General features: G+C 67.5%; 18 protein-coding genes. 9 read left to right on the top strand and 9 right to left on the bottom strand.

Annotated features, from left to right (window positions below; translation table 11 throughout):
- Window positions 1–127: 127 nt before the first annotated feature.
- Both ACZ75I_RS06050 and ACZ75I_RS06055 read right to left on the bottom strand, forming a co-directional pair.
- Window positions 128–673: a GNAT family N-acetyltransferase gene (locus ACZ75I_RS06050; RefSeq protein WP_004150340.1), complete on the bottom strand. Its 546-nt coding sequence runs from the start codon at window positions 671–673 to the stop codon at window positions 128–130.
- Between the two features lie 95 nt (window positions 674–768).
- Window positions 769–1,626: a 23S rRNA (adenine(2030)-N(6))-methyltransferase RlmJ gene (locus ACZ75I_RS06055; protein WP_111201451.1), complete on the bottom strand. Its 858-nt coding sequence runs from the start codon at window positions 1,624–1,626 to the stop codon at window positions 769–771.
- Window positions 1,627–1,661: 35 nt separating this feature from the next.
- On the opposite strand from ACZ75I_RS06055, the gene creB reads away from it, so the two are divergent.
- The 7 genes from creB (at window position 1,662) to ACZ75I_RS06090 (ending at window position 9,508) form a co-directional block, all read left to right on the top strand.
- On the top strand, window positions 1,662–2,387 hold the full coding sequence (gene creB, locus ACZ75I_RS06060) for a two-component system response regulator CreB (RefSeq protein WP_072166850.1): 726 nt from the start codon (window positions 1,662–1,664) through the stop codon (window positions 2,385–2,387).
- Window positions 2,388–2,390: 3 nt separating this feature from the next.
- The gene (creC, locus tag ACZ75I_RS06065) at window positions 2,391–3,851 is read left to right on the top strand and encodes a two-component system sensor histidine kinase CreC (protein WP_065197072.1); all 1,461 of its coding nucleotides are present in this window, start codon (window positions 2,391–2,393) and stop codon (window positions 3,849–3,851) included.
- A gap of 81 nt (window positions 3,852–3,932) precedes the next feature.
- The gene (gene creD / locus ACZ75I_RS06070) at window positions 3,933–5,252 is read left to right on the top strand and encodes a cell envelope integrity protein CreD (RefSeq protein ID WP_049413546.1); all 1,320 of its coding nucleotides are present in this window, start codon (window positions 3,933–3,935) and stop codon (window positions 5,250–5,252) included.
- 10 nt (window positions 5,253–5,262) lie between these two features.
- Window positions 5,263–5,673 (top strand): hypothetical protein, encoded by a 411-nt coding sequence (locus ACZ75I_RS06075; protein ID WP_472958821.1) that lies wholly within the window; start codon window positions 5,263–5,265, stop codon window positions 5,671–5,673.
- Between the two features lie 159 nt (window positions 5,674–5,832).
- Complete coding sequence (locus ACZ75I_RS06080) at window positions 5,833–7,425, top strand: M20/M25/M40 family metallo-hydrolase (protein ID WP_472958822.1); 1,593 nt, start codon at window positions 5,833–5,835, stop codon at window positions 7,423–7,425.
- 153 nt (window positions 7,426–7,578) lie between these two features.
- Entirely contained in the window at window positions 7,579–8,982 is a 1,404-nt protein-coding gene (gene gltX, locus ACZ75I_RS06085; RefSeq protein ID WP_472958823.1) for a glutamate--tRNA ligase, read from the top strand.
- A gap of 34 nt (window positions 8,983–9,016) precedes the next feature.
- Window positions 9,017–9,508 carry a Fur family transcriptional regulator gene (locus ACZ75I_RS06090; protein ID WP_005415799.1) on the top strand — a complete coding sequence of 164 codons (492 nt, stop codon included), beginning with the start codon at window positions 9,017–9,019 and terminating at the stop codon, window positions 9,506–9,508.
- Window positions 9,509–9,619: 111 nt separating this feature from the next.
- Here the strand turns inward: ACZ75I_RS06090 and ACZ75I_RS06095 are convergent, their stop codons facing one another.
- From ACZ75I_RS06095 to ACZ75I_RS06110, 4 genes are all read right to left on the bottom strand, one after another.
- The gene (locus ACZ75I_RS06095; RefSeq protein ID WP_180869291.1) at window positions 9,620–10,774 is read right to left on the bottom strand and encodes an HlyD family secretion protein; all 1,155 of its coding nucleotides are present in this window, start codon (window positions 10,772–10,774) and stop codon (window positions 9,620–9,622) included.
- 10 nt (window positions 10,775–10,784) lie between these two features.
- Window positions 10,785–12,458 (bottom strand): MFS transporter, encoded by a 1,674-nt coding sequence (locus tag ACZ75I_RS06100; protein WP_061479519.1) that lies wholly within the window; start codon window positions 12,456–12,458, stop codon window positions 10,785–10,787.
- Complete coding sequence (locus ACZ75I_RS06105) at window positions 12,458–13,024, bottom strand: TetR/AcrR family transcriptional regulator (RefSeq protein ID WP_005415802.1); 567 nt, start codon at window positions 13,022–13,024, stop codon at window positions 12,458–12,460. Before ACZ75I_RS06105 ends, ACZ75I_RS06100 begins: the two co-directional genes overlap by 1 nt.
- A gap of 256 nt (window positions 13,025–13,280) precedes the next feature.
- Window positions 13,281–15,488, bottom strand: a complete 2,208-nt coding sequence (locus ACZ75I_RS06110; protein WP_472958824.1) for a TonB-dependent receptor — start codon at window positions 15,486–15,488, stop codon at window positions 13,281–13,283.
- 134 nt (window positions 15,489–15,622) lie between these two features.
- On the opposite strand from ACZ75I_RS06110, the gene ACZ75I_RS06115 reads away from it, so the two are divergent.
- Entirely contained in the window at window positions 15,623–16,036 is a 414-nt protein-coding gene (locus ACZ75I_RS06115) for a MerC domain-containing protein (RefSeq protein ID WP_005415804.1), read from the top strand.
- Window positions 16,037–16,146: 110 nt separating this feature from the next.
- Window positions 16,147–16,326 carry a 30S ribosomal protein THX gene (locus ACZ75I_RS06120; RefSeq protein ID WP_004150462.1) on the top strand — a complete coding sequence of 60 codons (180 nt, stop codon included), beginning with the start codon at window positions 16,147–16,149 and terminating at the stop codon, window positions 16,324–16,326.
- 131 nt (window positions 16,327–16,457) lie between these two features.
- Here ACZ75I_RS06120 and ACZ75I_RS06125 read toward each other — a convergent pair whose 3' ends face one another.
- The 3 genes from ACZ75I_RS06125 to ACZ75I_RS06135 form a co-directional block, all read right to left on the bottom strand.
- Entirely contained in the window at window positions 16,458–17,708 is a 1,251-nt protein-coding gene (locus tag ACZ75I_RS06125) for an alkaline phosphatase family protein (protein WP_472958825.1), read from the bottom strand.
- Between the two features lie 500 nt (window positions 17,709–18,208).
- Window positions 18,209–18,700 (bottom strand): methylated-DNA--[protein]-cysteine S-methyltransferase, encoded by a 492-nt coding sequence (locus tag ACZ75I_RS06130; protein ID WP_061479516.1) that lies wholly within the window; start codon window positions 18,698–18,700, stop codon window positions 18,209–18,211.
- Entirely contained in the window at window positions 18,697–20,175 is a 1,479-nt protein-coding gene (locus tag ACZ75I_RS06135; protein ID WP_472958826.1) for an AlkA N-terminal domain-containing protein, read from the bottom strand. Before ACZ75I_RS06135 ends, ACZ75I_RS06130 begins: the two co-directional genes overlap by 4 nt.
- Window positions 20,176–20,181: the final 6 nt, after the last annotated feature.

Genomic DNA, 20,181 nt, shown 5'->3' on the forward strand with positions numbered 1-20,181 from the left:
CCCGATCCGGCTCCTGTGCGTCGTGCCGGCCGGTTGCCGGCAGCCTCATGTGCCGTTGGCGGAGCGGAATGCCGGCCAGCGGCTGGCACTACCGGGAGACGTGGCCGGGCAGGGCCCGGCGCATCCGTCAGTTGTCCAGCTCCAGCACCATCCGGACCAGGCCTTCGGCGCCGGTCGGGTGCGGCACCGGCTTGAAGCCCAGCGACGCGGCCAGCTGCTTCATCGGTTCGTTCTCGGCGGCAACGTCGCCGTACAGGCGGTCCAGGTACTTGCCACGGCCCCACTTCACCAGCTTGCGCATCAGCTGCCGTCCCAGGCCTTGGCCGATCAGGAAGCGGCTGATCAGGATCGCGTACTCGGCTTCACGGGTGCCGGGGATGATCGAGGCCCGGGCGACCGCGCCGACCACCGCTTCGCCAGCGGGCAGGGACTCGGCTGCGACCAGGGTGATCTCGGTCTTGGGGTTGGGGTGGGTCAGGCGCTGGGTGGTTTCCGGCGACAGCTCGGTCACCGCCTGCAGGAAACGATCACGGATTTCTTCCGGCCCGAACAGGCTGAATGCCGCTTGCAGCGGTGCGCCGTCTTCCGGGCGGATGGGGCGGATCAGCAGCTCGTGGCCGCTGGGAGCCTTGAAGATCTCATGCCAGGGCGGCATGCGGTTGCGAGTGGCCATACCGGGTGATTCCTTGGTGGTCCATCGATTGTGGCATCACCGGGGCTGCGTTCCGTGAACGAAAGGCTCACGGCGGTACAGCCTCGTGAAGGCCGTTATTCGGGGGCTTTGAGCCAGTCCAGGCGGGTGCTGGCCCCGGGTTCGCCCAGGTGCTGGCGCAGCGCCGGCAGGGCCGGGCCGACCACGCGGTCGAACTGCCACGGCGGGTTGAGCAGCAGCATGCCGCTGCCGTTGAGGCGCAGCGGTGAGTCGTCCGGGCGCACCAGGAACTCGATCGTCATCGCCGATTTCACCGGCAGGGCGGTGGCCTTGCGCAGGAAGTGCAGGATGGTGCGGCGCTGCTTGATCGGGAACCAGACCGCACAGGTGGCCTGCGGCCAGCGTGCCAAGGTCTCGGCCAGGGCGGCCAGGATGTTCTGGTATTCGGCGTCCTGGGCCTCGTACGGGGGGTCGATCAGCACCAGGCCTCGGCCGATCTTGCTGCCGTTGAACCTGGGCGGCAGCAGCGAGCGCAGCAGGGCGTAACCATCGCCGGGGCGCACGTCGACGCGGCTGTCATGGGCAAACAGGGCCTTCAACGTGGCCGCTTCGGCTTCCTGCAGCTCGCAGACCGCCATGCGGTCCTGCGCACGCATGGCCTGTGCGCTCAGCAGCGGCGAGCCCGGGTAGTTGGTCAGTGCGCCCACGGGATTGTCGGCCTGCACCGCCTTCAGGTAGCGCTCGACCACCTCCGGCAGCCTGGGCTGGGCCATCAGCCGCATGATCCCGGACTCGGCCTCGAGGGTCTTGCGGCTCTCTTCGCTGGCCAGCAGGTAACGGCCGGCACCGCCGTGGGTATCGAGCACGAAGAACGGGCTGTCCTTGCGCTTGAAGCTGTCGATCAGGGCCAGCTGCACGATGTGCTTGAGCACATCGGCGTGGTTGCCGGCATGGAAGGCGTGGCGATAGTTCATGGGCGGCAGTGTACGGGGCGGCAGCCGCAGCGGCTATGCTGCGCGCCATGACAGCTCCTGTTGCCCATGTCCTGGTCGTCGAAGACGAAGCCGCCATCGCCGAAACCGTGCTTTATGCGCTGCGCAGCGAGGGCTATGCCGCCAGCCACTGCCTGCTCGGTGGCGAGGCCCTGAAGCGCCTGCAGGCCGGGGATATCGACGTGGTGGTGCTGGACGTGGGCCTGCCCGACCTGGGCGGCTTCGAGGTGTGCCGGCGGCTGCGCGCGCAGCCCGGGCCGGCGGCCCAGCTGCCGGTGATCTTCCTGACCGCCCGCAACGATGAAGTGGACCGCGTGCTGGGCCTGGAACTGGGCGCCGACGATTACATGACCAAGCCGTTCTCGCCGCGTGAGCTGGTGGCGCGGGTGCGTGCGCGCCTGCGTCGCGCGGCACCGGTCGCGGCAGCCCCCGGCGCCGATGCGGGCTGGCAGGAGCATGGTGCCTTCGCCATCGACCGCGAAGGCCGGCGCATCCGCTTCCGCGGCCACGCGCTGGACCTGACCCGCTACGAGTACGCGTTGCTGGAAGCGCTGCTGCAGCGGCCGGGCGCCATTCTCAGTCGCGCCCAGTTGATGGATCGCGGCTGGGACAGCAGCGCCGACAGTGCCGACCGCACCGTCGACACCCATGTAAAGACGTTGCGCGCCAAGCTGCGCGCAGCCGGTGCCAGCGACGACCCGATCCGCACCCACCGTGGCCTCGGCTACGCGCTGGAGGTCTAGCCGATGCGCCTGGTCCTGAAGCTGTTCCTCGGCTTCTTCCTGATCACCGGCATCGCCGCGTTCTTCGTGATGCGCGTGTTCGTCAACGAAGTGAAGCCGGGTGTGCGCCAGGCGATGGAATCGACCCTGGTCGATGCCGCCAACGTGCTGGCCGAGATGGCGGCGGCCGATGTCAAGGACGGCACCATCCGCAGCGGCAGCTTCACCCGCAACCTGGCCAAGGCGCGGCAGCGTGACCTGAAGGCGATGGTCTGGCGCTTTCCCAAGCGCTCACTGGACTACCGGGTGACCATCACCGATGCCAAGGGCATCGTCATCTACGACTCGCTGGGCCGCGACCTGGGGCGTGACAATTCGCGCTGGAACGATGTCTACCGCACCCTGCGTGGCGAGTACGGCGCCCGCTCCAGCCCGGAAGTGCCAGGCGAAGAAGGCGATACGGTGATGCATGTGGCGGCGCCGGTATACGACCCGGCCGATGGCCGCACCCTGATCGGCGTGCTCAGCCTGGCCCAGCCCAACCGCAGCATCGATCCGTTCATTGCGGCCAGCCAGCGCGCCATCATCGAGCGCGGCGCCTGGCTGATCGGATTGTCGGCGCTGGTCGGCGTGCTGGTGACGATGTGGCTCACCACGGGCCTTGGCCAGCTCAGCCGCTATGCACGCGCGGTCAGCGCCGGCGAACCGGTGCCACCGCCGCGGCGTCGCCGCGACGAGATCGGCGACCTGGGCCAGGCACTGGAAACGATGCGCCGCAAGCTGGAGGGCAAGGCCTACGTCGAGCAGTACGTGCAGTCGCTGACGCATGAAATGAAGAGTCCGTTGGCGGCGATCCGCGGTGCCGCCGAGCTGCTGCAGGAGCCGCTGCCGGAGGCCGACCGCGTGCATTTCGCACGCAGCATCGTTGATCAACAGGAGCGGCTGACCGAGACGATCGACAAGCTGCTGGCGCTGGCCGAAGTGGAACAGCACGGCTGGCTGCAGACCCGCGATCCGATCGCGCTGCCCACGCTGCTGGCCGATGCGGCGGCGGCCGCGCAGGTGCGTGCGCAGGCGGCCGGCGTGCAGGTGCGCATCGGCAGCGTGCCCGACCTGCGCGTGCAGGGTGATGCCTATCTGCTGCGGCAGGCGTTGCACAACCTGATCGACAACGCCATTGCTTTCTCACCGCCCGGCGCGGACATCGCGCTGCAGGCCGAGGTGGACGGGCCGGGCGTGCGCCTGCAGGTAGCGGATCGCGGTGCCGGCATTCCCGACTACGCGCGCGAACGGGTGTTCGAACGCTTCTATTCGCTGGCCCGCCCCGGCAGCGGCCGGCGCAGTTCCGGCCTGGGCCTGCCGTTCGTGCAGGAAGTGGCTCGCCTGCATGACGGACGCGCCAGCCTCGACGCCCGCGATGGCGGTGGCACGGTGGCAAGCCTGTGGCTGCCGTTGGGTGCAGCGGGCCAGCGCCCGCGCCGCTGACTTCACACTCGCTTCAAATTCGCCACAAACCCTGCTCACCGCAGCGGTCCATCCTGCAGCCCTCTCCAACGAGGATGGACCATGAAATCCCTGAAGATGCTGCTGCGGTTCGCCATTGTCGGCGGGCTGATCCTGTTGTTGCTGGTGCCGCTGATGATGATCCGCGGGGTGATCACCGAACGCAGCCAGTACCGCGACGAGGCCTTTGCGCGGGTGGCCGACAGCCGTGCGGGCACGCAGCAGCTGGTGGGCCCGGTGCGGGTGGTGCCGTGGGTGGAACGCAAGCAGGTTGAACTGGTTGACCCGCTGGGCGTCAAGAAGACCGAGGTGCAGGTCACCGAGGGGCACTGGCTGCAGATGCCGGCGTCGCTGGAGGTGGGCGGTGAGATGCTGCCGAGCCAGCGCGAAGTCGGCCTGTTCAAGGTGCCGGTGTACAGCTGGAACGGCCAGATGAAGGCGAGCTTCGCCGCTGACGATTATCCGGTGAAGGCAGGGCGCACGTATGGCCAGCCGTATGTGGCGGTGGGAATTTCCGATGTGCGCGGCCTGGTCGGTACACCGAACCTGCGCGTGGATGGCAAGCAGCTGCGCCTGCTGCCGGGCGTCGGCGTGGCCAGCGAAGTCGGCCGTGGCCTGCATGCGCCGGTGGCCGGTTTCGCTGCGGATCAGGGCGGCACGCTGGCGGCCAGCACCGTTGAACTGGAGCTGCGCCTGGATGGCAGCCGTATGCTGTCGGTGGTGCCGGTGGGCGATGACACCCACATCGCGCTGCGTTCGAGCTGGCCGCATCCGTCGTTCAGCGGTGCGTTCCTGCCCAACGAGCGGCGCGTTGATGCACAGGGATTCGACGCGCGCTGGGCGGTGTCCTCGCTGGCCTCCGACGCACAGCGGCAGCTGCGCAATGAAGGTTCGGTCGACTCGCAGGCAGTGACGGTGTCGCTGGTCGATCCGGTCGATACCTACACCCAGGCCGACCGTGCGTCCAAGTACGGCGTGCTGTTCGTGCTGCTGACCTTCGTCGGCTTCATCCTGTTCGAGCTGATCAAGTCGCTGCGCATCCACCCGCTGCAGTACCTGATGGTCGGCCTGGCGCTGGCAATCTTCTTCCTGCTGCTGATCAGCCTGTCCGAACACATCGCGTTCTGGAAGGCCTACCTGGTTTCGGCGGTGGCCTGTATCGGCCTGCAGGCGGTGTACCTGGCCAACGTGCTGGGCCATTGGAAGCGCGGCCTCGGCTTCGCGGCCCTGCTGACCGTGCTGTACGGCGCGCTGTATGGCCTGCTGGTGTCGGAGAACAACGCACTGCTGATGGGGTCGCTGCTGCTGTTCGTGATCCTGGCGCTGGCGATGTGGGTGACCCGCCGGGTCGACTGGTACGCGCTCGGCGCGGACCTGAAGTAAGGAGCACCCCATGGGCTGGCGCCAGGGATTGCGGCAACGGGCACAGCAGGGCGTTCCGGCCCTGCTGGAAGTGGATGCACTGCTGCAGGCACATGGCGTGCTGGCGGCCCTGCCGGGGGCGCGGATCGCCCCCGGCCTGGTCCGCTTCCAGCTGGCGGCGGTGACCTGCGAAGGATTGCAGGGGCAGGGATTGCGTTGGCTGCAAGGTGCGCGGCAGGGACGCGGCGTGGTGGCCGGCCGGGTGCCGCGCTACCGGCCATGGAAGGCCGGCGCGGAGGCATTGGCCGAGATCGGCATCGGCGGTCTTCCGGATGACTGGCCGGCACACGCGGCGGTGTACGGCTGCAGCAGCATCGACCGGCGGCACTGGTTGCTGTTGCTGCCGGAGCGGGCGCAGTTGTGGTTGGGATGGAGCGGGTGATTGGGCTGTTCATCCACGCACGGCGTGGATCTACTGGTGTGGGTGCGAACCTTGGTTCGCACGCTTCCGCGCCGTCCATGACCGATGGGACGGTATCGCCGCGCCCCGGCTGGCTAGACTCGATGGGTTGATGATCGAGCCGAAGGGCAGGGGTGCGATGTGTTGAAGTGGGGCGTGCTGGCTGCAGCGCTGGCGATGGGTGGCAACGCAGGGGCGCAGCAGCGCGAGACGGTGGACCTGGACATGGTCAGCCGCATCCGCCAGGAGGCCTTCCACCGCTCGCAGGTGATGGACACCTTCAGCTATCTCACCGAGCGCATCGGCCCGCGCCTGACCAACTCGCCGGCGATGGGCCGCGCCAACGCCTGGACCCGCGGCAAGTTCAACGAATGGAAGCTGGACAACGTCCACGACGAGGCCTTCGACGACTTCGGGCGCGGCTGGGAGTTCACTTCGGTCAGCGTGGAGATGCTGGGCGACCGCGTGCAGCCGCTGCATGCACTGCCCAAGGCCTGGACGCCGGGCACCAAGGGGCCGGTTGAAGGCGAGCTGGTCCAGGTCGAGATCAAGAAGCCCGAAGACATCGAGAAGTACCGCGGCAAGCTGCGCGGCAAGATCCTGCTGCTGGGCGAGGCGCGCGAGTACAAGCGCGGCACCGAGGCGGATTCGCATCGCCACGACGCCACCTCGCTGGAGGGCCTGCAGGAGTTCACCCTGCCCAAGGACAAGGACGCCACCGCCGAACGTGCCAAGCGGGTCAAGGAGTACCAGGAACGCCAGCAGCTGGCGGCCAAGGTCAATGCGTTCTTCGTCGAAGAAGGCGCGCTGGCCTCGATCAGCATCAGCAGCTGGGACAACGGCATCATCCGCGTTGCCGGTGGTGGTTCGCGCAAGGCCGGGGAGTCGGTGGGCATCCCCGAGCTGGCGATGATCAGCGAGCACTTCAATCCGCTGGTGCGCGCGCTTCAGGCCAAGCAGACGGTGCGCCTGCGCGTGGATGTAGCGGCGCGCTTCACCGACGAGGCCGACCAGCCCGGCTACAACACGCTGGCCGAGATCCGCGGCAGCAGCAAGCCCGATGAAGTGGTGATGATCGGTGCGCACCTGGATTCGTGGCACAGCGGCACCGGTGCGGCCGACAACGCCGCCGGCGTGGCGGTGATGATGGAGGCGATGCGCATCCTCAAGGCCACCGGCGCCAAGCCCAGGCGCACCATCCGCGTGGCGCTGTGGAGCGGCGAGGAGCAGGGCCTGATCGGCTCGCAGGCCTACGTGGCCAAGCACTTCGGCAAGTTCCCGGAGCCGACCGACCCGGCCCAGAAAGCGCTGCCGGCGTCGCTGCGCGAGCCGACCGGTGCACTGCAGAAGACCCGCGATTACAGCAAGTTCCAGGTCTACTTCAACATGGACAACGGCTCGGGCCGCTTCCGTGGCATCTACGCGCAGGAAAACCTGGCGGCGATGCCGATCTTCGAAGCCTGGCTGGCGCCGTTCCATGACGTGGGCGCCACCACCGTGGCCACCCGCAACACCGGCAGTACCGACCACATCAGCTTCGATCGCATCGGCCTGCCGGGCTTCCAGTTCATCCAGGACCGGCTGGACTACTTCACCAACGTCCACCACAGCCACCTGGACACCTGGGACCACGCCGAACCGGAAGACCTGAAGCAGGCCGCGGCCATCGTCGCTTCGTTCGCCTACAACGCCGCAATGCGCGAATCGTCCTTCCCGCGAAAGGCAGAACCGTAAAAGGGGACGGAGGGGATTAAGTCGTTTCTCCCCTCCGTTTCTCGGTTGCAGGCCCAGCGGCCGGGCAATCGCGACTTAATCCCCTCCGTCCCCTTTTTCCGTCGGGGGCGGTGGGCTGGTAAAATCGGGGAATTCCCGTTCCTCGAGCCGTCCATGACCTGCCGCACCCGCTTCGCCCCCAGTCCCACTGGCTACCTGCACATCGGTGGTGCCCGCACCGCGCTGTACTGCTGGCTGGAGGCCCGCCACCGTGGCGGCGAGTTCGTGCTGCGCATCGAGGACACCGACCGTGAACGCAGCACCCAGGGCGCGATCGACGCGATCCTGGAGGCGATGGAGTGGCTGGGCCTGGACTACGACGAAGGCCCGATCTACCAGACCGACCGCGTCGCCCGTTACCAGGAAGTGGCCGAGCAGCTGATTGCCGAGGGCAAGGCGTACTACGCCTACGAGACCCGCGAGGAGCTGGATGCCATGCGCGAGGCTGCCATGGCCAGGCAGGAGAAGCCGCGCTACAACGGCGCTGCGCGCGATCTGGGCCTGCCCTACAGGGACGACCCGAACCGCGTCATCCGCTTCAAGAACCCGCTGGAAGGCACGGTGGTGTTCGACGACCTGATCAAGGGCCGCATCGAGATCGCCAACAGCGAGCTGGATGACATGGTCATCTTCCGCCCGGACGGCTACCCCACCTACAACTTTGCGGTGGTGGTGGACGACTGGGACATGGGCATCACCGAGGTCATCCGCGGCGACGACCACATCAACAACACCCCGCGCCAGATCAACCTGTATGAAGGCATCGGCGCGCCGGTGCCCAGGTTCGGCCACATGCCGATGATCCTGGACGAGCAGGGCGCCAAGCTGTCCAAGCGCACCGGTGCGGCTGACGTGATGCAGTACAAGGACGCCGGCTACCTGCCCGATGCGCTGCTGAGCTACCTGGCCCGCCTGGGCTGGTCGCATGGTGACCAGGAGCTGTTCAGCCGCCAGGAACTGATCGACCTGTTTGACGTGAAGGACTGCAATTCCAAGGCCTCGCGCCTGGACATGGCCAAGCTGGGCTGGGTCAACCAGCACTTCCTGAAGACCGAGGACGTGGCCGCGATCGTGCCGCACCTGGTCTACCAGCTGCAGAAGCTGGGGCTGGACGTGGCCGCCGGCCCGGCTCCGGAGGATGTGGTGATCGCCCTGCGTGAACGCGTGCAGACCCTGAAGGAGATGGCCGAGAAAGCCGTGGTCTGGTACCAGCCGCTGACCGAGTACGACGACGCGGCGGTGGCCAAGCACTTCAAGGCCGGCGCTGATGTGGCGCTGGGCAAGGCGCGCGAGCTGCTGGCCGCGCTGCCGGAATGGACCGCCGAGTCGGTGGGCGTCGCCCTGCACGACGCGGCCGCAGCGCTGGGAATCGGCATGGGCAAGGTCGCCCAGCCGCTGCGCGTGGCCATCACCGGAACCCAGGTCAGTCCTGACATTTCCCATACCGTGTACCTGGCCGGCCGCGAGCAGGCCTTGAAACGCATTGATGTGGCCATCACCAAGGTAGCAACGGCCTGAGGCATCCTTGCCAGGCCCGAACCGGAGAATACGCATGCCCGCCAAGACCGCCACTGCCTGTACCGCCCCGCACCACCACGTCCACGACGCATCGGATTTCGTGGCGGTGGTCGAGCGTGTCTCGCGCGAACGCGGGCTGCGCCTGACCCCGATCCGCGCCAATGTGCTGAAGCTGATCGCCGAGGCCGGCAAGCCGGTCAAGGCCTACGAGCTGCTGGAATGGGTGCGCAACGGCAAGGGCGTGGGCGCTGATGCCCCGCCCACCGTGTACCGCGCGCTGGACTTCCTGATGGCCAATGGCTTTGTGCACAAGCTGGAGTCGGTGAATGCCTTCGTGGCCTGCCATCATCCAAGCAGCGCTGCGCATTCGGTGCCATTCCTGATCTGCAACAGCTGCCACAGCGCAGTGGAGCTGGAAGACCGCGAGATCGTCAGCCAGCTGGAGAAGCGGGCCAAGGAACTGGGCTTCCAGCCGCAGGCACAGACGCTGGAAGTGCACGGACTCTGCGCGCGTTGCGCGGGGTAACGCAATGGTAGTGCCGCCCGCTGGCCGGCATTCTGGGATTGGGGTCAGATCCCTTTGCCATTGGCAAAGGGATCTGACCCCGTTTCATATCGGCGCGACAGGGCCCGCGTCCTAGTCCATCGCCTTGGAACGGGTATCCACCCGCACGATCACCGACATGCCGGGCCGCAGCTGCGCGGCCAGCTTCTGGCCGTCATCGATCGATATCCGCACCGGCAGCCGCTGCACCACCTTGGTGAAGTTGCCGCTGGCATTGTCCGGGCGCAAAACGCTGAACTCCGATCCGGTGGCGGGCGCGATCTCCTGTACGCGGCCCCTCAGCACCTGCCCCTGGAACGCGTCCACCGAGAACGTGGCCGGCTGGCCGATCGCCATTCCCCAGGTCTGGCCTTCCTTGTAGTTGGCCACCACCCACAGTGTGTCAGGTACCAGGAACAGCAGCTGCGAACCGGCGGCGACATACTGGCCCACGCGCACGCTGGCTTCACTGATCTGGCCGTCGCGCGGTGCGTGGATCACCGTGTTGGCCAGGTCGATGCGGGCCAGTTCCAGCTGCGCCTGTGCGCTTTCCACCTGGGCCTCCAGGCTCTTGCGCGCGACCTGGGTCGACACCAGTGTTTCCTCGGCGATGCGGATCTGCGCCTGCGACTGCTGCACGCTGGCCTGCGCCGAGGCTTGGCTGGTGCGGAACTTGTCGCGGTCATTGATCGACACCAACTGCTGCGCGGCCAGTTCCTCGTAGCGCTTCAGCTCGTTGCGCGAGCGCTGCAGTTCGGCCTGGCCGGCCGAGAGCGTGGCGCGCGCCGAGGCGATCTGCGCACGGTTCTGCGCCTGCGACTGGTCGGAGTTGGCCAGCGCCGCACGCGCACTGTCCAGCGTCGCCTGCGCCTGGGCGACGCGTTGGGCATAGATGCGGTCATCGATGCGCAGCAGCGGCTCGCCCTGCCTCACATGCTGGAAATCCTTCACCAGCACTTCGGTCACATAGCCGTTGACCTGTGGCGCCATCACGGTGATCTGGCCGCGCACATAGGCGTTGTCGGTCACCATCACGCTGCTGGTGAACGGCCACAGATGCCAGGCGCGCAGGATCAGCGCAATGCCCAGCAGGGCCACCACCACCATCACCAACACGCTGCGCGCGCTGGGCTTGAGATACTTCGGCGCGACTGCCGGTTCAACGGGCGTGGGCGCAGGTGCCGCGTCGGTCGGCGGCGGTGGCGTCACATTGTCGGCGTCGTCGGATCGGGGCGGAACGGGGGGCATGGCGGAGGACTCAGCGGTGCGCGGCCGGGGTGGCCGCAACGGGTGAAGTGGGGTGGCGCTTGCGCCATTGCTTGAGCACGGCGGTGCGCAGCGACAGCAGCAGCAACCAGCACAGGAAACCGATCGCCAGCCAACCGCTCAGGGTGAACACATCATTGAAGCCGCGCACATTGGCTTCGCGGCGCGTGGTCTGCGCCAGCTGCGCGCTGCCCTGCGCGCTGCGCAGCACCGGGTCGGTGATCTGTGCGCTGTACAGCTGTTGCTGGATGCGCAGGCGTTGTGCCACCACCGGATCGGCGGGGTCGAGCTGGCTGGTCAGCGCGCTGGAGTACAGTTGCTCGCGATGCAGCTGGAAGGTGCCCAGCACTGCCGAGCCGGCCAGGGCGCCCAGTGTCTGCGTGATCGACAGCGTCACCAGGAAGGTGATCATGTGGTCCACGCCCTGTTTCAACGCAGCGGAAATGCCGAGCATGATCAACGGACCCATGAACATGCCGGCGCCGACCGAGGCCAGGAACTGGCTGGCGTAGAAATCGTGCGGCCGATCCATGCTGGTGCGGTGCTGGTCGAAGAAGGCGGCAGCGCCCAGCAGCAGGATCGCCATCAGCAGCTGGGCAATCAGCCGCTTCGGGCCGAAGGTCAGCGAGGCACCGGCGATGCCCACGATCACCCCGGCCAGGATCACCACGAACAGCGGCCGCATCTGGTCAGGCCCCATGCCGAGCGTGCGCATCAGGTTGACCACGCCATAGGACTGCTCGGTGGTCAGGAAGCGGATCAGGAAGGCGCCGACGATGAAATGCAGCACCGGCAGCGTCGACAGCCAGCGGATCTGCAGCAGTGGATTGCGCCGGTAGTGCTCGATGATCAAGGCGGTGGTGGACAGCACGATCGAGGCGACCAGGGCCCAGCCCAGCCACGGCGTGTTGAGCCACCAACGGGTGTAGCCCTGCGCCAATACGATCACCAGCAGCGCAACCGCCGGCGCCAGCAACGCGAAGGTAAGGAAATCCAGCGGCTCGAAGGCCTTCACCTGGATGCCGGGCGGCAGCTTCAACACCACCACAGCGGCGAACGCACACAGCGCCAGCCCGGCTTCAAACGAATAGAGCTGGTGCCATTGGCCGGTATCCACCAAGCCTGGTGAGACGATCCAGGCGATCGGCACCGCCAGCTGGGAAAGGCCGACGCCGACCACCAGCAGATTGCCGGTGAAGCGCCGCGGCAGCGCCTGCAGCATGTACAGCGTGCCCAGCGTTGAACAGGCCGCGCCGGCGAAGCCGCTGGCGGCACGGGTCAGCATCGTGGTCTCGAAGCTGCCGACGAACAGGTGCAGCACCGCCAGCGCCGCATACAGCCCCAGCCCGATTTCGGCGAACAGGCGGATGCCGTACTGCTGGCGGAACTTGAAGGCCAGCAGGTTGGCGGTGACGTTGACCATGGCATAGGCCGCTACCAGCCAGCTGCCCTGGGTCGGGGTCAGCGCCAGCTGGCCCTGCAGGAACGGCAGGTTGGCGGTGACCAGCGCATTGCCGAGGCCGCCGGTGATCGCCACCAGCAACGATACCAGCGCATAGGCCGCGCGCCGGTACGGCGGGTGCCAGGGCATCGACGCCGAGCCGGGCATGGTCGGCTTCTCATGCTCCTCCCAATCCGGAACCGGCTTCAGATACGGCTGGACCATCAGCGCGCCTCGCTGGTTGCTCCCTGGAGACCCCCGCGCAGCAGCTGCAGGGCGCGCCCGGCGAGGTGGGCGCGCTCGTCGCGGGTCTTGCCGCGCAGGGCCGCACCCAGCATGCCCGAGATCAGTGAAATATCCGTCTTTTCCAGGTCGGCACGGCACAGTCCGGCGGCCTTGGCGCGGGCGATCGGCTCCTCCAGCAGGTCGCGCACGGTCTCGCGCGCCGCGCGCATGGCCGGCACGTCCGAATCGACCGCGCGCCAGTAATCGGCCAGTGCGGGCGAATCGATGATGCGCTGGGCCATGCCCTCGAACACCTCGAACAGGGCGTCGTCGCGGTCACCGAGCTGTTCGACCTGGCGCCGGATGCGATCAACCGTGCGCTGCAGCAGCGCCTGGATCAGCGCGGTGCGGTCGGGGAAGTTGCGGTACAGGGTGGCGCGGCCCACCTGGGCGCGTTCGACCACCAGGTCCAGTGGGGCAGTGACACCGTGTTGGCCGAACACATGATCGGCGGCGTCGAGGATGAGGGCACGGCGGGCAGCGGCATCGGCACGTTGGGCAGTCATGGAATTATTTTCGGACAAAAGTGTCCGATTGGCGAGACATTGGGTGACGGGATTGTCCGCTTGTTGTGGTACGCACATCTTTGTGACGGGTGTGTGAGCGAGGGCGCCGCGACCTCGCTCACGCATAAAGGAACGGGGGGCCAGACGGCCCCCCGGGAGAGAGAATGGTATTCGTGGTGCGGCCCCGCCATGCGTGGAAGGGCGAGTGGGGGCAGAGCCCTTTCCCGCGGAAAGGGATCCGCCCCCCTGCATCCGATCAGAAGAACGCGCGGATGCCGAATGCGACCCCACGGCCCGGCAGCGGCGAGTAGTCGCGCAGCAGCGAGGTATGCGGGCGCACTTCACGGTTGGTCAGGTTGCTGCCATCCAGGAAGACTTCGTAGCTGTTGCTGGCGTTGCGGTCCCAGCGGTAGGCCAGGTGCGCATCGACCAGGGTGTAGCCATCGCTCGGTGCTTCGTTCTGCGCGACGTCCTTCTGGCGGCTGTAGCGCACCGCACCGACCGAGGCGCGCCAGCCGTCCTTCGACCAGCGCAGGTCGGCGCCGACGCGGGCCGGGGCGATGCGCGGCAGGTAGCCGGTGTTGGCCAGCTCCACCGAGTAGTTGTGGTTGTGGTCGCCATGCGGCACGGCGATGTCCAGGTTGCGGCTGCCGCTGCCATCCAGCTTGGCCTTCACGTAGTCGCCGAACAGGCGCAGATCCCAGTCACCGGCGCCGCCCTCGAACAGGTGCACCAGCGCTTCGGCCTCGGCGCCGCGGAACACCGCGTCCTGCTGGGTCCAGGCGCGGACCGGCAGGCCTTCGGTAACACCGGTGTCGGCCAGGTAGATGAAGTCCTTGAACCTGGTCTGGTAGACCGACGCGGAGAAGTCCAGGCGCTCGCTGTGGGTGTGGATGCCCAGTTCCACGCGCTGGCCGCGCTCGGTCTTCAGGTTGGAGTCGCCGATTTCCAGCGAGCGGGTGGCGATGTGCGCGCCGGCGGCATACAGCTCTTCGTTGGTCGGTGCACGCTCGGAGCTGTCCACGCCGATGCGCAGGTCAACGGCGTCGTTGAGCTTCCAGATGCCAGCGGCCGACAGGTTGGTGGCGCCGAACGTGCGGCGGCGATAGTCACCGCGCGGGTCCAGCTTGACCTGGTCATGGCGGCCGCCCAGTTCCAGCTTGAACGGGCCGAACTGCTTTTCCTGCAGCACGAACAGGCCGATGTTCTTGGTGCCGGTATCCGGAACGAATGCCTCTTCGCCCTTGGCGCCGAAATCACTGTTGCCGAACTGCAGGCCGAAGGCGCCGTCCCAGCCGCCGATCTGCTGCTGCACCGCTTCCAGGCGTGCCTCGATGCCGCGGTTGGTGAAACGGGTGGACGGCGTGCCGGCCTCCAGCTCCACGTGCTCGTAGTCGGTGTAGGCCACGCGTGCGTTGATGTTCTTCAGGAACGAGACCGGGTTGTAGATGCCAGCCTTGGTCTCGAAGCGGTTCTGCACCATGTCGATGCGCACGTCATGCTCGTCGCCGCCTTCCTCTTCATCGCCATGGTCGTGACCGTGGTCATGGCCATGATCATCACCGTCGGCGTGCACGTGCGCGCCATTGGGAATGCCATAGTTGGTGCGGTAGGTGCTGGCCGATACGCCGAAGTAGCCGCCGTCGCCCAGCCACGTTGCGCCGACGCCACCGGCGCGGGTGCGGATCGAGCTGTTGTCGAGGCGGCCGCGGCGCGGTTCTTCGCCTTCCTCGCCCGCGTGGTCATGGTCGTGGTCGTCGTGGTGGTCTTCAAGGCTGTCGATCACCGCGTAACCGGGAATGCGGTAGTCGTCGCCGTTGCGGACCAGGCCATCCACATGCAGCACGACGTTGCCGCTGACGCCGTCGAGGCGGAACATGCCGCTGCGTTCATTGTTCACCGAATTGCCGCGCAGCTCGGCGCAGCCGCTGAGCGGGCGCTCCGGCAGTTCGCGCGCGATGCGCCCATCGACCACATTGACCGCGCCACCGATGGCGCCGCTGCCGAACAGCAGCGTCGCCGGCCCCTTCAGCACTTCGATCTGGTCAGCCAGGAACGGCTCGATGCTGGTGGCGTGGTCGGCACTGACCGTGGAGGCGTCCATGTTGCCCATGCCGTTGGACAGCACGGCCACGCGCGGGCCTTCCTGGCCGCGGATGATCGGGCGGCCGACGCCGGGCCCGAAGAAGGTGCTCTGCACGCCGGGCAGCTTGGCCACGGTATCGCCGAGGGTGCCGGCCTTCTGCTCGTCCAGGCGCTCACCGGCCAGCACGTCCACCGGGCGCGCCAGGGATTCGGCATCGCCCTGCAGCGGCGACGCGGTGACCTGCACCGAGGACAGCTCGGTCAGGTGGCGGTCACGATGGGCGGCGTCCTGACCGGCTGCAAAGGCGCCGGACGGCAGCAGGGCGGCGAGGGCCAGAGCCAGGGAATGCGGCTTGAGCCGTGCGGTGTGGGTGGGCATGGATGGGTCCTTTGTTACACTGTATCAATCGCTGGGCGCACGAATCCCGTCGAGGGACGGGGAGAGGGAAAGCGTGCGGGTCAGGAAGGGATGTTATATTATTCCATAACGATTCGCCGACCCTGCTGGAAGTCATGTCCTTGTCCTCACGCCTGCGCCACCTGCTCGACCGTTTCGGTGCCACCGGTTCGATGCTGTGCGCGGTGCATTGCGCAGTCATCCCGGTGCTGCTGGCGGCAGCGCCCTCGCTGGGCCTGTCGTTCTGGCTGAGCGACGGCGTTGAACAGGCGCTGGTGCTGTTCGTGACCCTGCTTGGGCTGTTCAGCCTGGTCTGGGGTTACCGCCGCCACGGCGCGCTGCGTGCGCTGGGCTTCCTGATCCCCGGCCTGGTGGCGCTGTGGGCCGGCGTGCTGTACGAGCCGCTGCATCACAACGCCGTGCCGCATGCGGTGGTGATGACCATCGGTGGCCTGCTGGTGGGCGTTGCCCATCTGGTCAATCTGCGCCTGAACCACGGCCACGTACACGACGCCAGCTGCGCGCACTAGGCGCTCCGTGATAGGATTTTCGATCGTGCGCGGGGGCGCCCAGCAAGGCGGCCCCGCCGAACCCGTGTCAGTACGGGGTAACCAGATTTCACACTTGAGGAGTTGAAGACATGGGTAAGGGTGACCGCAAGACCGCCAAGGGCAAGCGCTACAACGCCAGCTACGGCAACGCCCGTTCGCATACCGCGAGCAAGGTCGCCGTAGGCGCCGCCGCCCCGGTTGCCAAGAAGACCGTGGCCAAGGCTCCGGCGAAGAAGGCCGTGGCGAAGAAGGCCGTCGCCAAGGCCTGATCCGGCCGACCGACCGGTCCAAAGAAAACGCGGCGCCTGGCGCCGCGTTTTTTTATGCACGATTTTGCAGAGCCGAGCCCATGCCCGGCTGGCGCAATGCAGCCGAGCGTGGGCTCGGCTCTACAACCGGATCAGCGCAGGGTCTTCTTCAGCGTTTCCGGGTTGCCGTCATTCGGCGCGGCCGGCACCTGCAGCAGGTGCGCCAGCAGTGGATAGACATCGACATTGTCGAAGCCATCGATCACCAGGCCCTGGCGGAACGACGGACCGCTGGCCACGAACACTGCACGCATGGACGGCAGCGCGTTGTCGTAGCCGTGCGAGCCGCGGTCCTGCTGTTCGCGCTTGGCGATCTTTTCCTGATGCAGGGCATCCCAGCCTTCATCCATCATGCAGACAATGGCGGGAATGCGCGGATGGGTGCCGTAGTGCAGGCGCGCCGGCAGTTTTTCTTTCTTCCAGCATTCGTAGTGCGCGTGGCGGCCGAGCAGGGCGCGTTCGGCGGCAGCTTCATGGCCGACCACCGGTGCGAAGCCGACCGACTGGCCTTGGCTGACATTGCGCGCAATCGCAGGGTCAACCATCGATTCGGTGGAGATCACCTGGCCGACCGGCACGCTGGCCATGCCATGGTCAGAGACCACGATCACATTGGTGGTTGCGGCCAGCCCACGTTGCTGGAGTCCGTCGAGCACCTGGCCGACGATCTGGTCGGCGCGCACGATGGCGTCGGCATACTGCTTCGACTCGGGGCCGTAGTTGTGGCCGGCCTTGTCCACGTGTTCCATGTACAGCGTGGTCAGGCGGGGTGCATCGGCGTCGGTCTGTGCAAGCCAATCGAGCACGATGCCGGCGCGCTGTTCCAGCGGTTCCTTGCCGTCGTAGATGCGCCACTGGCTGGGGCGTACACCACGGATCTCCGATTCGCTGCCCGGCCATGACGTGGTGGCCGAACGCACGCCAGCGTTCTCTGCGCCGACCCAGATCGGTTCGCCGCCCCACCAGCCACTGGTGGTGACCGCTTCGCGATTGCTCAGCTCGAACCGGCCCAGTGCTTCATCGTCCATGCTGTTGTTGACGATGCCGTGGTGGTCCGGACGCAGGCCGGTGACGATGGTGTAGTGGTTGGGGAAGGTCAGTGACGGATAGGACGGGGTCATCCAGCGTGCACGCACGCCGCCGTCGATCAGGCGTTGCAGATTCGGGGTCAGGCCGCGGTCCAGCGCGTCGGCGCGCAGGCCGTCGATGGAGATCAGCAGCAGCTTGGGCGGCGCCGCTGTTGCAACAGTGGTGGGAACAGAAGCGGAAGGGGCGGGTGCGGTGGTGCAGGCGGCCAAGGGCAGCAGCAGCGCCAGCGCGCAGGTCAGGCGTACGGAAGTCATCCGCGCATGATAGTGCGAGGTAATGACGCGCCCAAGACACGGCGCACTATCGCGCGCCGTGTCCGCGCATTTTTCCTTATCCCCGCGCCTGTCGGCGCGCCCCCTTCAACAAGAAGGGGGCTTTTCTCCAGACAGATTCCAGATGCCTCCATCCACGCATGGCGTGGATTTACCGTGTCGACCAATGTCGACACCTACCAGCCGCCGCGCAGTACGCCGTCCCGGCAGATCGCAGGAATCAGTCGAAGGCGGGGTGGGTCCGGTTGCAGGGGCGTGAGCGCCATGGATGGCGCGACCGAGCTTACAAGGGTGAGGGCGCTTTGTTTGCGAAGCACTGCTTCGCAAGCGCCCGAACGCCCAGCCGCCAGCGGCTGGGCCGGGACCCGGAGGGGGACTTGCAGCGTCCCCTGCAACTGGACCCACCCTGGCTCCCCGCAGGAAGCCCGCTGTTGCTGTTGCTCTAGCCTCTGCGGGTGCCGGGCGCAGCCCGGCCAGCCCACTCAGGCGAACAGCGGGGCCTGGCGTTGTTCCAGCCGCAGCAGCGCGGCCTTGGTTTCCAGGCCGCCGCCGAAGCCGGTCAGTGCACCGTTGCTGCCGATCACGCGGTGGCAGGGCAGGATGATCGGCAATGGATTGCGGCCATTGGCCGCGCCCACCGCGCGGGTCGCGCTGGGCTGGCCCAGGTGCTGCGCCAACTGCAGATAGCTCCAGGTCTGGCCGAACGGAATCAACGCCAGCGCCTGCCACACGCGCAGCTGGAAAGGCGTGCCTCGTGGTGCAAGCTGCAGGTCGAACCGGCTGCGTTCACCGTGCAGGAACTGCAGCAGTTGTTCGCGCGCTTCGGGCAATGCGCCCGGCGCGTGATGCCAGCCGTCGCGCCCGCGCGCGGGGTGGCGGTTCTCCGGGAACAGCACGTGAGCAAGACCACGCTCGTCACCGGCGATGGTCAATACGCCGATCGGGCTGTCGAAACGATCGAACAACAGGGTCATGTCGGTTCTCCAACGAACGTGCCGGACAGGTGCCACAGGTGCAGCACCGCGTAGGCGCGCCACGGGCGCCATGGTTGCGAGCGCGCTTCGGTCGCGCGTTCGCTGAGGCGCTGGCCCTGGACGTGGCCGAGCACCTGCTGCAGTACAAGATCGCCGGCCGGGAAGGCATCGGGCTGGCCGAGTCCGCGCAGGGCAATGTACTGAGCGGTCCAGGGGCCGATGCCGGGCAGTGCAACGCAGCGGGCCACGAATTCCTCCAAAGCTTGGCCGGGCCCGAAGTCGAGCCGGCCGCTGGCGCAGGCGGCGGCCAGGGCGCGCACGGTGGCCGCGCGGCTGCGCGGCAGGCCGATGGATTCCAATGGTGCCTCGGCCAGTACCTCGGGCGCGGGGAACTGGCGATCGAATTCCGATGGCATGCCCGGCAGGTGTGCGCCGTAGGCATCGACCAGGCGCCGCGCGAAGGTGGTGGCCGCGGCCACGCTGACCTGCTGCCCGAGTACCGCGCGTACGCCCACCTCGAAGCCATCCCAGCCGCCGGGTACGCGCAGTCCGGGGCGTTCGGCGATGCCACGCGCGAGCAGCGGTTCTTCGCCCAGCGCGGCATGGACCTGCTGCAGGTCGGCATCCAGATCAAACACCCGACGCACGCGGCGCACGATGTCGGGGATCAGGCGCGGATCCACCGCGCCCAATTGCAGGCGCAGTTCCGGCCGCTTCGAATCGGCGGTGACGCGCAGCAGGGTGGGGCGCTCGGGCGTACCCAGTACGCGCTGGTAGCTGTCTTCGCCGATCAGTTCGATGCCGGGCAGGCTGCGTTTGCGCAGGAAGGCCAGCATGCGTGGGAAGTCCAGTGGTGGACGGTAGCCCAGGCGCAGCACCAGGCCGCCATCATCTGCAGCCAACGGTTGATGCTGGCGACGCAGGGCGGTCGGCGCCATCCCACAGCCCTGCAGGAACGCGGTATTGAAGCGGCGCAGGCTGTTGTAGCCGGCAGCCAGCGCGACGTCGGTCACCGCCAGCGTGGTTTCGGTCAGCAACTGTTTGGCCAGCAACAGGCGATGGGTTGCGTGGATCTGCCCGGGCGTCGCGCCGAGATGTTCGACGAACAGGCGCTGCAGTTGGCGCGCGCTGAGGCCGAGCTTCGTTGCAAGATCGGCCACCGGCTGCTCCTGCAGGAAGCCGCCGTGGATCAGCGCCAGTGCCCGCTGCACGGTCTGTCCGGCCAGGGCCTGCTGGGCCTGCGGTGCCAATTCCGGGCGGCAGCGCAGGCAGGGGCGGTACCCGGCGGCCGCAGCGGCCGCGGCGGTCGGAAAGTAGGTGATGTTGCGCGGCTTCGGCGGCGGTGCCGGGCACACCGGGCGGCAATAGATGCCGGTGCTGCGCACGGCGGTGAAGAACACGCCGTCGAAGCGTGCGTCGCGGGCCAGGCGGGCGCGGTCGCAGGCGGCGGTGTCGAGGGCGAGGGCGGTGTCCATGGCGCC

Source organism: Stenotrophomonas sp. X (assembly GCF_055721025.1).